This window comes from Streptomyces sp. NPDC048434 (assembly GCF_043200375.1).
Taxonomy (GTDB): Bacteria; Actinomycetota; Actinomycetes; order Streptomycetales; family Streptomycetaceae; genus Streptomyces.
Window position 1 is genome coordinate 1 of sequence record NZ_JBICXQ010000038.1, and the last position, 11,495, is coordinate 11,495.

The following is an 11,495-nucleotide window of genomic DNA, read 5'->3' on the forward strand; positions in this document are numbered from 1 at the left end:
CCCGACCCCGAGGACCGCGGCATGCTGCGGTGGTTCCGGGCGGCGCTGAGTCTGATCGAGGATCCGGCGGCCCGCGAACTGGCGCTGCTGCGGTGCGTGAAGGCCGCCTGGGTCGTGGGCGACCACCCGACCGCGAGCAGGGCGGCGGAGGCGATTTTGCGCGACCCCTCCGACGCGCTCCCCGGCCAGGAACTCCAGGAGGTCGCCAGTATCCAGGCCGTCGCGGCCGCCGCCAAGAAGGACTGGCCGCAGCTGTCCCGGATGGGCTCGGCCGAGTGGTGGGACCGCCTGCCGCTGCCCCCGGACGCCGCCGTGCCGGCGCGGGCCCTGGCGCTGTGCATAACCGAGCGGTGGCAGGAGGTGCTGGACCTGCTCTCGCGGACGGAGGCGGTGTGGCGCACGAACCCGCACACCCGGCTGATACCCGAACTGGCACAGGCCGTCGCGAACATGGTGCAGGGCCGGACCGACGTGCTCGCACGCAACCTGGCCGCGCCGCCGGAGCCCAGCCTTCCCACGGAAACGCTGTACTCGATAACGGCCGGGTACGCCCTCCAGTTGCTCGGCGCCGCCGACCTGTCCGGTGCCATGGCCCTGCTGAAGGACCGCACCGTGCCACCCGAGGCGCTTCCCCCCGGCACCCGCTTCCTCCTGCTCCAACTCCAGGGCCGATGGGACGACGCGCTGGCGCTGGCGCGCTTTATGGTCGCGAAGGACCAGACGTTCATCGCGGCGCCCCAGCACCATCAGATCGCCGCGGGGACGGCGGCCATCCTGGTGGCCAGGGGCAAGCCGGTCGGCGCCGCCCGCCTGATCTCCGGCGAGCGCGGGAACAGGAACGGCACCCTGGAGGTCTTCCTGAACGTCGCCGAAGCCGAGGTGCTGCGGACCATGGGCCGTCCCGACGCGGCCGACCACACGTTGCGGCGCGGACTGCGCGAGGCCGACGCGCGCGGCTATGTCTACGGAACCGACGAGCTCGCCGCCGCCCTTGCGACGGTCCGGGCGGAGACGGGCCGGGCCGACGCGGCGGCGACCTGTCTGTGGCGCCTTGAGGAGCTCGCCGGGCGCACCGGCAGCGGACGGACCCGGCTGCTGTACCTGCTGGCATCCGCCCGGGTGCTGGGGCAGGGCTCCGGCACCGCGCGCGAAATGCTGCACGAGGCGGTGGACCTGGCCCGCTCGAGGGGACAGCCCTTCGAGACCGCGGTCACGCTTTCGGCGGCGGCCGGAAACGCGGGTCCCCCGGAGCTGCTGCACGAGGCGTACGAACTGTACGGCGAGACGGGCTCCGTGCTGCGGCGCTTCCACACCAGGGCCGCGATGCGCGAGGCCGGGCTGACCGTCCCCGGCCGTAGACAGGCCACCGCCGAGAACGAGCAGTTGCTGGCCACCTTGATCACCGAGGGGCTCACCAACCGCCAGATCGCCACCGTGCTGCAGCTCAGCGAGGACGCCGTCGCCAACCGCCTGTCACGGCTGTTCGCACGCACCGGCCTGCGGTCCCGTACGGAAGTCGTCTCGGCCATGCTCACCGGCAACCCTCTGACCGCCCCGGACCACTGAACGGTCCTCGACGACGAGACACAGGACATCTTCGAAAATCAGCGGTACGGCTCGGCGAACACCTCCACGTCCCGGTTCGCCGCATTGCCCCATACCGCCAACGCCTCCCCCGCCCGCCCGGACCCGTCCGCCGCTCACACCCCGGCGGCCGGACCGTCGGGACGTCAAGGCCGATGCCACAGCGGACTCCGCCACCATCCCGGCGGACTTCTACGTCCCCTACCAGCACAGCGTGATTGCAGACTCCCCGCTCGAAAATGTCCCGCCGTGCGGAAAGTCTGCAGCGCTTGAGACAAGCCCTATCGCCCCAGCCCAGAAGGCATTTCCGCCTTCCCGCTCAAGACCCGGACGCCGCCGCCGATGAAACTCTGGGGTTATTTGCTCTTGGGGTGCGGATTGCCGAGGTAGGGAAACTCGTTCAGAAGGTCAGTGTGTGGCGCGAGCCCGGTGGGAGGGATGTCCCCGTCCGAGAGGAAGGAGAGACGGTAGTTGATGACGTCGTCGGTGAAGACCCGGCCGTTGGGGTATTGCGCAGGCTTCGCGGGGTCAAACACCAGCATGTCGGGCAGGATCCGGTCGGCGTCAATCGCCGCGATCGCCTCTTCTCGTGTGTAGTTGCCGGTGTGCCCCATGAGATGAACGAACTGATCGGTCCAACGATCACGATCGTTCACCGGCTCACTGGCGTTGTACTCCTCCTTCGTCTCGTCGGTGTTGAAGAAGCTGCTCACTGAAGGGTGGCCTGCACGGTCGGCATGGACGAGCTGGCCATTTTTCCGCACACTGCAACGGCCCCAGATGCGGATCTCGGGATTAGCGCGGATCTCACTCGTCGGCAGTTCCACGACCGTCGAGAACACGTTGGCTTCCGTGTTCGAGTCCACACCGGTCCACGGCGATTTTCCACCGAGATGAGGGGCGGTGAAGTTCCTGCCGCCGGTGGTATCGAAGAGGTTCTTGATCCCGTCGAAGTCGAAGAAGAAGGCGTCGCTACGACTACCGGCGAAGAACGTGTAGGGACCAGAGGTGACGCGGTTCGCCACGGTGCCGAACGACACCTCGGCGTCAGTGACGACCTTCTGTCCGACGGCTTCGGCCGAGCGGGCCTCATCGCCCTCTGCCATGAAGACACTGAATGTCTGACGGCCGTCCTGCGGTGCAGAAAACACGTAACTGATCGCCATGTCGGCGAGGCAGTCCCCGTCATTGTCGATGTTGAGACGATAGATGGCATCAGGGTGCAGAGCATCGGCATTCGGGTTCGCGTTGAGGATGAGCACCGTCCTCGCCGGGTCAGTGGGGGACTGAAACGCGTAGAGGTCACAGAGGTCGAGCCTTTGGTCCCCGAGCGGTGCGCCAAGGCTGAGACCGGTGAAGTGATTCGACATCCTGCATGTCCTTTCGCTGGTGATGGGCCTACCGCCAGGCGCGGCCAAGATCTAGCGCCGGGGAACGCGGGTGTGGTGTTCCCCCTAGGGCGGTTATCAGGCTTGATCCAGATATTGGAGCATGAAAGCTGTCAAATCGATCGGATTCACGGCTACGCAGGCTTCGTTCAGCTGCGGAACCCGCCAACGGGGTGGCCCGTCTGCGTGGCCGTCGCCTGCTCCTTCCCGGAGTGGCAGGTGACCTGCGTGGCGTCGATGTCCAGGGCCGGCCCGCGCAGGTCGCATCCACCGCAGCGCAAGGCCGGTATCCCTGTCCGGGCCTGGGCGACCTGCAGTACGGCGAACTCCCGGGCCGTGACGCTGGCCGCTCACCGTGCCGTGCTGCCTGGTCGGTGCCGACGAGCAGACGCCAGGCAGGGAGAGCGCAGGCGACCGGGCCGAACACCTCGCTCTGGTAGCGATACCGCCTATCCGCTCGCGGCGCGTGCCACGACGACGCAACCCCGGCAAGCCCCATGGGACAAGGGATACGACTACCGCCACCTGCGACAACGACTCCGCCACCAAGGCACCACCCACCGCCTGGCACGACGGGGAATCGAGTCCCCGACACACCTGGGACGCCACCGATGGGGCGTTGAACGGTCTATGGCCTGGCTCGATGCCTGCCGCCCGGCTCCACCGCCGCTACGAACGCAAGGCCGACCATTTTCTCGCCTTCGCCGGCATCGCCTGCACTCTGATCTGCCTCCGGCGACTCACCGGATGAGGGCCCCTACTGGATAGCAGGCTGGCGGCGCGCGAGAAGGATTCCCCCGAGCGTGCTCTCGGCTGAGCTGAGAATCCTGTGCGCCTCGACGATGAAGCCGGCATCGCTGAGCCAGGCGGACATGTGGCCGAGCTGACGACGATGGACGTACACCTTCATCGGGTGGCCGCCGTAGCCCTGCGTCTTCAGCCGCGCCTCATCACCGACGTGGAAGCTGAGTAGCAGCGAGCCACCGGGCCGCAACACTCGCTGGAAGTGCCTGAAGACCGAGCCGATCTCGTCGTCGGGGACGTGGATGAGCGAGTACCAGGCAACCAGACCAGCCATCGAGGCATCGGCGAGGTCGAGGTCCGTCATGGAACCGACCTCGAACCGCAGGCCCGGGTGATCACGCCGAGCCACCTCGATCATCCCGGGCGACAGGTCGATCCCGAACGCATCCACGCCCAGTTCACGCAAGTGGGCCGTGATCCGGCCCGGCCCGCATCCCACGTCCGCAACCGGCCCACCGCCGCCGGTTCGCACCAGGGCGGCGAACCTCGCCATGACCGCGCGTTCTTCGGGCGTTTCTGCCAGGAGGTTGCGAACCTGGTCCGCGTAGCTAGTCGCGACAGTGTCGTACGACGTCCGAGTGTCTGCTAACCAGCCTTCACCGTTCATTCCGATGCTCACGACGGCAGGCTACCCAACACCCAAATGAGACCACCTCAAAGCACCAAGCTCAGGAGTTGTTGTCAGCCGACAGGGGCATCGGCAGGGCGAGGTACGGCTTCGAGCGCGGCTTCCCGCGGCGGATCACTTGAACAGAGAGGGGCCTTGCCCTGATCGCCCGGATGGGTGGGTGGCTGTGCTTCACCAGGTCTCCCTATGTCTCCCCATGTCTCCCTGTGGCTAAGGGCCGTCCCGTGACGGGGTCGCGTTCCCGGCATCCTCGGCGAGCGTCCAGCAGTTCTCGTGCGGCAGCTCCGACAGCCCCTTGCGGGAGCACCCCAGCGCGGGCGGTCGTTATCGGCGGTGCCGTGGCTTCTCGGGCCAGTCCACGACGAGTTCCTCGCCCGGCGACAGGTGAGCCCAGCGCCTGGCCATGTCGCGTAGTACATCAGCAGCGGCAAGGATGTTCTGCTCGTTCACCCGGGCGTCGGGCAGCGTGGACAGGGCGTCTGTGGCCGCTGTGCGTACCTGCTCAACGGTAGTCATCCGCTGCTCGACGACCCCCTCGACCAGGCTGACCGCAATTCCCTGGCGAACCGGCGGACTTGTTGTGCGCACGCGGCTACTTCGGCGGGGCACGTTTCCCGGTCGGTCGGTCTACGGTCCGTACCAAGCCCTGCCCGGCTTCTCTTGTGGTCCGGCAGACCGGAGCCGAGCGGGCCAGGACGGCAGGGAGTCCCGGCGGTGCGGGTGAGCGGGTGGTGAGCGTGTGACGTGTGAGCAGGTGATGGACGGTTACATGGCCGAGGGGCAGCCCCTGGCCTCGGTCCGGAGAGCGCCAGGAGAGGCGTCGAGTGGGAGTCCTCCGTCCGTCCGGCCCGGTGCTGGGAGCTTGGCTCGGTAGCTTCGCCCGCGCGCGATTCTCTGGGTGGCGGCCTGCTCTTCCTCTCCGCCGTGGCGCCGATCCTGCTCTCCCCGGTCCCTCGCATACGCAGTTCGGCGCGGGAGGACGCCTCTTGAGCGGCACCGAGTCCCCTCATGAAGAAGGGTGGCCGGAGCGTTCCTCGGACCACAGAGATGCAGGTAGTTAGTGCTGTGACCGCATAGGTTCGCCGGGTTGAGCGATCAAGGCCATGATGAGGAGCGGTCGGCTTCTCCATCTGATGCCTTGCCCGTTACGGACCTCGGCGCGTTCGCATGGCCGGCACGGCACTAGGGTGAAACGGTGACCTCGCTGCCGGAAGACCCATCGCCACTGATCGGCGAAGACGACCGCGACACGGCCGTACAGCGCCTGCAGGAGGCGTACACCGAAGGGCACATCTCGCACGAGGAGATGGACGAACGCCTCCACCAGGTGCTCACCGCCAAGACGCACGGCGAGCTCGTGCCGGCTCTGGCCTCGCTCCCGGAGAAGAAGGCGGACACCATGTCCACGATTTCCGCCGCCAGCGGACGGATCCAGCGGCGCGGCGCGTGGCGGGTACCTCGGGTCCTCAAGGTTGAGTCCGCATTCGGAAGGCTGCACCTGGACCTGTCACGGGCGGTCATCGAGCATCCGGTGATCGACGTCGAGTTGCAACTCGGCGCCGGCAAGGCCAAGATCACGGTGCCTCGCGACGCGATCGTGGAGGTCGAGGATCTGCGCACCGTGTGGAAGGACCCGCGCTACAAGACCGGGCGGCGCCCCCGCCCCGGTGGCGGGCCGACGATCCGGATCTCCGGGGCCATGGAGTACGGACGGTTGACGATCCGCCACGCACGACGCTGAGGTCCAGTCCGGCACCAGGGCCCTCCTGCTTGTCAGCCCTCCCGCTGACCGGCTGCGCCGTCCCACCGTCACCGGGTTGGATGATCAGGCCGTGGTGGCGAGGGGCGTCCGCCCCGGTCCAGCCGTTTCGTACGCCCCCCGCGTACCGGCGACGCCGTCATCCGTGTCAAACGATCTGTCACGGACACCGGGAATCCCTCCGACCCGGTACCGTCCCCTCGCCACCGGGGGGAGTCATGTCGGATGCCCGGGTGGGTCAGCGGTTGGCGAGCAGTGCGAGTTTGCTGAGCCGGTGATGCGGCTCCCGTCGGGTGCGGCCCAAGTACTCCTCGCCGCTGGCGGGGTGGTGACATGCTGTGCCGTTTGGTGGCACGCTCGAATGCCGACTTGCAGCGCGTGATCGACCGGATGGTGGGATTCGATGGCATCGTGCGGGCCTCGACGGCGATCACGTTGGAGAATCCGGTGCCGCTCCGGATCACTCCACTGGTTCGCCAGGCGTCGCGGCAGGCGCCATATGGACCGCTGACCGCTGGAGAACCAGCCTTGAGGGAGCGACCGAGAAGTGACCTTCTGGGAGTACCTGGGCACCCGCTGCCAGCTGCTGCTGGTGGCCGCCTATCAGCACGCCAGCGCCGTCTTCCCGTGCATGGGCGTCGCCACGGTGCTCGGGGTCTTGATCGGCGTCCTCATCTACCGCACCGAGTGGGCGGGAAACCTCGCGATCACCATGACCGCAAGCATCCTCACCGTCCCCTCCCTGGCTCTCCTCGGCCTGCTCGTCCCGGTCGTCGGCCTAGGCGTCGCGCCGGCCGTCATCGCGCTGACGCTGTACGGACTGCTGCCGGTGGTCCGTAACGCGGTCGTCGGGTTACGCGGAGTCGACCCGGCCCTCGTCGAGGCCGCCAAGGGCATAGGGATGTCACTTTCGCCCAGCTGCTCAGGGTCGAACTACCCCTCGCCCGGCCGCCAATCCTCACCGGTGTCCGGGTGTCGACCCAGATGCTGATGGGCATCGCGGCGATCGCGGCCTTTGCCTCAGGGCCCGGGCTTGGCAACGAGATCTTCCGCGGGATCTCCAGCCTGGGCAGTGCGAGCACGCTCAACGAAGTACTGTCGGGGACGCTCGGAATCGTCGTCCCAGCCCTGCCGTTCGACGCCGGGTACGTGCTGATCGGACGGCTCACCATCTCACGGGGGATCCGTGCCTGACTCTGCCGAAATCGTCGAACCGACCTCCCCGACGTCCGGCGCCGCGGGCCCCGGCGGATCCGCCCGATCCGCCGGGCCCGACCGGCCGGCCGCCGCCGGCGCGAGTATCCGGCTGGACAACCTCACCAAGCGCTATCCGGACAGCCAAGCCCCGGCCGTGGAGGACGTGGCCCGGGACGAAGCGGTCGGCGAAACTGTGATCCTTGTGGGGCCCTCGGGCTGCGGCAAGAGCACCACCCTCAAGATGATCAACCGGCTGATCGAGCCGACCTCGGGGCAGATCACCCTCGGCGGCGAGGACGTCACCGGCATCAACCCCGTGGCGCTCCGCCGCACCATCGGCTACGCCATCCAGGCCACGGGTCTCTTCCCGCACATGACCGTCACCGAGAACATCGGGCTCGTACCGAGGATGGCCGGCCGGCCCCGCGCGAAGGTGCGGGACCGGGTCGAGGAGATGAGCAACACCGTGGCCGGCCCGAGGGCCACCGAACCGGCACTCGTGGAGGCGGCGCGCGGCATCGGGATGTCGCCGCTGCCTGCCGGTGCTGGTGCTCGGCTCCGTACTGACGGTCGCCATGGCGCTGATCATGGACTGGCTGGGGACGCTCGTCGAGTTGCCGCTACGCCCACGCGGCCTGGAGGTGGACTGATGCGCCTGGCCCAGGTACGGACGGCCGTCGCGGGCGCGGGCGCCCTGCTGCTCGCCGTCGCAGGGCTGAGCGGCTGCGGACTGACCAGCGGCAGCCCGCTGGCCGACTCGGTGCAGCCCGGCTCCATCGGGAAGGGGCGACCGCTGGATGGCGCCCAACTGACCGTGACCTCAAAGGAGTTCACCGAGCAGATCATCCTGGGCCAGATCATGGGGCTGGTCTTCAAAGCGGCCGGCGCGGATGTCCTGGACCGGACGAGCATCCAGGGCTCGATCGGTGCCCGCGAGGCGGTCAAGTCCGGTGCGGCGGACGGAATGTACGAGTACACCGGCACGGCCTGGATCACCTACCTCGGTCACACCAAGCGGGTCGTCGACCCGCACGAGCAGTGGGAGGCCGTACGCGAGGAGGACCGCCGCAACGGCATCACCTGGCTGTCCGCCGCCCCGCTCAACAACACCTACGCGCTGGTCGCGAACCAGGCGAATGCGCAGAAGTACCGGCTGCGCACACTCTCCGACGTGGCACGTCTGACGAAGAAAGACCCGGGCGCGGCGACGATCTGCGGCGGAAGCGAGTTCTCGGTGCGCGAGGACGGCCTGCCGGGCGTGGCGAAGACGTACGGATTCGCCCTCCGGCGCGGGAACTTCAAAAAGATGGACGACGGCGTCGTCTACACCCAGGTCGCCGAGGGCGCGGCCTGCGCCCTCGGCGTGGCGGCCACCACCGACGGCCGCATTCCCGAACTCAAGCTGAAGGTGCTGGAGGACGACCGGCACTTCTTCCCCAACTACAACGCGGCACCCGAGATGAACAGCGCCACAATGAGGAAGTACCCCGCCATCGCCGACCTCCTCACCCCGATCACCAAGCGGCTTACGGGGGCGGAAGCCCAGCGGCTGAACGCGCGGGTGGACGTGGACGGGGAGGACCCGCACGAGGTGGCGAAGGACTGGCTGGTGCGGGAGGGCTTCATCCGGGAAGGCTGACAGACGGATTCGCACGAGCATCCGACGAGCAGGAGGAGAGCGCCCTGTCGCCCTGCCGCTCGCGTAGAAGCTGCCGTCCGGAGGGCCGGGACACCATGATCCGAACGACGCGCCCTAGTAGCAGCCGTGGAAGTAGGTGGTGCGGTGAGTGCGGTGAGTGCGGTGAAAGGTTGCCGGATTCCGGTTGGGGTGGCTCCGCTGCCCAGCAAGACCCGGCGGTGGGGGGGATGCCCAGCGGTCCGAACTCACCGAAGGTGAAGGCTCGTTCGGGCCGCTGGGTGAGCGCGTACTCGATGCGGTGCCTGACGGCCGCGCCCGCGCGCGGCGGCGCCCTCAGCCCTTCGCTGCCGCACGGTAGGGGCGGAAGAACGCGCGCAGCTCCTCCGCGTAGAGCTCGGGCTGCTCGAAGGGCGCGAAGTGCCCGCCGCGCGCGGGCTCGGTCACCCGCACGACGTGTGCCGTGCGTTCGAGCCACGCCCGCGGTGGGCGGACGATGTCACCCGGGAAGAGTGAGAAGCCGGACGGCACCTCGACCCGGCGGGCGTGCTGAGCGGGAGGGATCGCGGCGTTCGCGCGGTACATGCGCATCGATGAGCCGATCGTCCCCGTGAGCCAGTAGAGCGTGACGTTGGTGAGGATCTCGTCCTTCGTGAAGCACCGCTCGATGTCGCCGTCACAGTCGCTCCACGCTCGGAGCTTCTCGACGATCCACTCGGCGAGGCCGGCCGGCGAGTCGGTGAGCCCGAAAGCGGCGGTCTGAGGCTTCGTGCGGTGCATGGCGGTGTAGGCGCCCTCGCTCCCGCCCCAGGCCACGGCGCCGTCGAGCCAGGCGCGCTCCTCGGGCGCGAGGTCCGCCGGGTCGCCGGTGAAGACGGGCAGGCCCGCGTCCATACGGTGGACGGCCACGACCCGGCCGGGGTGGTCGAGCCCGAGGTAGCGGCTGACGTGGCTGCCGATGTCCCCGCCCGCCGCGCCGAACCGCTCGTAGCCCAGGACGCTCATCAGCTGGGCCCACAGGCCGGCGACGGCAACGGCGTCGAGGGGCGGGCCGGTTGGGCGGTCGGAATACCCGTAGCCCGGCATGTCGGGCACGACGACGTCGAACGCGTCGGCGGGGTCGGCACCGTGCGCGCCGGGGTCGGTGAGGAGTGGGATGACCTTCGCGTAGCGCCAGAAGGAGTCCGGCCAGCCGTGGCTGAGGACCAGCGGCAGGGCGGGCCCGGCAGACGCGGCGGCCCGGTGGTGCACGAAGTGGATCCCGATGCCCCCGAGCGGGAACCGGAAGCGGGGAAGCCGGGCGAGCGCCGCCTCCTGCGCCGGCCAGTCGAACCCGTCCGCCCAGTAGGCGACGAGCTCGCGGAGGTAGGCGAGGTCGGTCCCGAGCGACCACCCGGCGTCCTCGGGCGCGTCCGGCCAGCGCGTCGCGCGCAGCCGCGCCCGGAGGTCCTCGAGCGCCGCGGGGGCGGTCTGCGGGGTGAACGGCTCGGGGCGGGGTGGGGCGTCCGGCATGGGACGCATGCTAGCGCGGCGGCAACGACCACCGGATCGGGATCCGTGCGCCTGACGCGCGCGGCGTGGCGGATGATGCGTGGACGAACGGCACGGCACACGGCGAAAGCCGTCGCCTGGCCCGGCCCAACACGGCCGTCCCCGGCTGAGGGTGACGGCCCGACACGGTCGTGCCCGGCAGGACGGGGGTTCCGGCCAGGGATGACAACACGTGTCCTCCACGCCCCTCAGCGAACGGGCGGTGACGTGAGCAATTTTGGCGGTCAGGGTGTCGCGAAGCGCTCGGCAAGGGCACGTAGTCCTGTCGCGAAGATGCCGTCGCGGAAGGAGACGACCAGTGCGTCGGCGTCAGAAGCCTCACAGTCGAAGACCACCGACCAGCACACGAACGCTTCGCCGGTGGTGGTGAGCGGCAGGACCTGCAGGATCGCGCGGTAGAACCGCACGGCGTAAGGGGATTCGACGATGTCGTAGGTCAGCGATCTTTGGTGGTCATCCAGCGCGACGAGCGTTTCCACAACCGTTGCGCCGTCGGCCATGAGCAGGGAACGGACGCTGCCGACGCGGTCAGAGGCGCCACCGTCGCGCAGGTCGCTTCGCGCGACAGCGGGCTGCCAGGCCGCGAGGGAGCCAAAGTCGCGTACGGTGCGCCACACGGCCGCGGCGTCACCCGGGACAACCGCACTGGCGAAGGTTTCGGGCATCAGTGTTCTCCGGTACCGGTATGCGAGTTGGGGCGGGGCGACCAGCCGGTAACCAGGGTGCTCCGGGGCGGTGGTAGCTCTCGGGGTGATGGGGCTGGGCAGTTCGGTGTTCATGGCGCCGGGCTCGCGTGATCGTGTGCCTGTCGGCGCCGCTGCCGTTGCGGAGACGGGGCGCCCACAGTGCTGAGGGAGTCGCGGATGCTCTGGGCGGTGGCGCAGGCGTGGGTGCCGTCCGCGGCTCAACGAAGTGGTAGCCGTGCATGGCAAGGGGACGGCAGACCCG

At 69.0% G+C, this 11,495-nt stretch carries 8 protein-coding genes and 4 pseudogenes; 7 read left to right on the plus strand and 5 right to left on the minus strand.

The window, feature by feature from the left end; genetic code table 11:
* Positions 1 to 1,566, plus strand: a 1,566-nt coding sequence (locus tag ACGFWI_RS34090; protein ID WP_393909923.1) for a LuxR C-terminal-related transcriptional regulator, incomplete at its 5' end; no start/stop codon positions are given.
* A gap of 374 nt (positions 1,567 to 1,940) precedes the next feature.
* Here the strand turns inward: ACGFWI_RS34090 and ACGFWI_RS34095 are convergent.
* The gene (locus ACGFWI_RS34095; protein ID WP_393909924.1) at positions 1,941 to 2,954 is read right to left on the minus strand and encodes a DUF4331 family protein; all 1,014 of its coding nucleotides are present in this window, start codon (positions 2,952 to 2,954) and stop codon (positions 1,941 to 1,943) included.
* A 460-nt stretch (positions 2,955 to 3,414) separates the two neighbouring features.
* Here ACGFWI_RS34095 and ACGFWI_RS34100 point away from each other — a divergent pair.
* Positions 3,415 to 3,723 (plus strand): annotated as a pseudogene (locus ACGFWI_RS34100) (transposase); the annotation flags it as partial.
* 6 nt (positions 3,724 to 3,729) lie between these two features.
* Here the strand turns inward: ACGFWI_RS34100 and ACGFWI_RS34105 are convergent.
* Positions 3,730 to 4,383 carry a class I SAM-dependent DNA methyltransferase gene (locus tag ACGFWI_RS34105; RefSeq protein ID WP_393909997.1) on the minus strand — a complete coding sequence of 218 codons (654 nt, stop codon included), beginning with the start codon at positions 4,381 to 4,383 and terminating at the stop codon, positions 3,730 to 3,732.
* A gap of 345 nt (positions 4,384 to 4,728) precedes the next feature.
* A complete protein-coding gene (locus ACGFWI_RS34110) occupies positions 4,729 to 4,920 on the minus strand; it encodes a hypothetical protein (protein ID WP_393909925.1) in 192 nt (63 codons plus the stop codon).
* A gap of 679 nt (positions 4,921 to 5,599) precedes the next feature.
* On the opposite strand from ACGFWI_RS34110, the gene ACGFWI_RS34115 reads away from it, so the two are divergent.
* The 5 genes and pseudogenes from ACGFWI_RS34115 to ACGFWI_RS34135 all read left to right on the plus strand — a co-directional run bounded on the left by ACGFWI_RS34115 (position 5,600) and on the right by ACGFWI_RS34135 (position 8,999).
* Positions 5,600 to 6,145 carry a DUF1707 domain-containing protein gene (locus ACGFWI_RS34115; protein WP_393909926.1) on the plus strand — a complete coding sequence of 182 codons (546 nt, stop codon included), beginning with the start codon at positions 5,600 to 5,602 and terminating at the stop codon, positions 6,143 to 6,145.
* Positions 6,146 to 6,490: 345 nt separating this feature from the next.
* Positions 6,491 to 6,658: pseudogene (locus tag ACGFWI_RS34120) on the plus strand (Lrp/AsnC family transcriptional regulator); the annotation flags it as partial.
* Positions 6,659 to 6,710: 52 nt separating this feature from the next.
* Positions 6,711 to 7,357: pseudogene (locus ACGFWI_RS34125) on the plus strand (ABC transporter permease).
* 196 nt (positions 7,358 to 7,553) lie between these two features.
* Positions 7,554 to 7,826: pseudogene (locus tag ACGFWI_RS34130) on the plus strand (ATP-binding cassette domain-containing protein); the annotation flags it as partial.
* 183 nt (positions 7,827 to 8,009) lie between these two features.
* Complete coding sequence (locus ACGFWI_RS34135; RefSeq protein ID WP_393909998.1) at positions 8,010 to 8,999, plus strand: glycine betaine ABC transporter substrate-binding protein; 990 nt, start codon at positions 8,010 to 8,012, stop codon at positions 8,997 to 8,999.
* A gap of 333 nt (positions 9,000 to 9,332) precedes the next feature.
* On the opposite strand, the gene ACGFWI_RS34140 is transcribed toward ACGFWI_RS34135, so the two are convergent.
* Both ACGFWI_RS34140 and ACGFWI_RS34145 read right to left on the minus strand, forming a co-directional pair.
* On the minus strand, positions 9,333 to 10,508 hold the full coding sequence (locus tag ACGFWI_RS34140) for an epoxide hydrolase family protein (protein WP_393909927.1): 1,176 nt from the start codon (positions 10,506 to 10,508) through the stop codon (positions 9,333 to 9,335).
* 263 nt (positions 10,509 to 10,771) lie between these two features.
* Complete coding sequence (locus ACGFWI_RS34145) at positions 10,772 to 11,212, minus strand: SRPBCC family protein (protein ID WP_393909928.1); 441 nt, start codon at positions 11,210 to 11,212, stop codon at positions 10,772 to 10,774.
* Positions 11,213 to 11,495: the final 283 nt, after the last annotated feature.

Excerpts from the sequence above, each read along its gene's own strand:
- ACGFWI_RS34095 (WP_393909924.1), bottom strand. The coding sequence starts at position 2,954 with ATGTCGAATCACTTCACCGGTCTCAGCCTTGGCGCACCGCTCGGGGAC.
- ACGFWI_RS34105 (WP_393909997.1), bottom strand. The coding sequence starts at position 4,383 with ATGAACGGTGAAGGCTGGTTAGCAGACACTCGGACGTCGTACGACACT.
- ACGFWI_RS34110 (WP_393909925.1), bottom strand. The coding sequence starts at position 4,920 with ATGACTACCGTTGAGCAGGTACGCACAGCGGCCACAGACGCCCTGTCC.
- ACGFWI_RS34135 (WP_393909998.1), top strand. The coding sequence starts at position 8,010 with ATGCGCCTGGCCCAGGTACGGACGGCCGTCGCGGGCGCGGGCGCCCTG.
- ACGFWI_RS34140 (WP_393909927.1), bottom strand. The coding sequence starts at position 10,508 with ATGCCGGACGCCCCACCCCGCCCCGAGCCGTTCACCCCGCAGACCGCC.
- ACGFWI_RS34145 (WP_393909928.1), bottom strand. The coding sequence starts at position 11,212 with ATGCCCGAAACCTTCGCCAGTGCGGTTGTCCCGGGTGACGCCGCGGCC.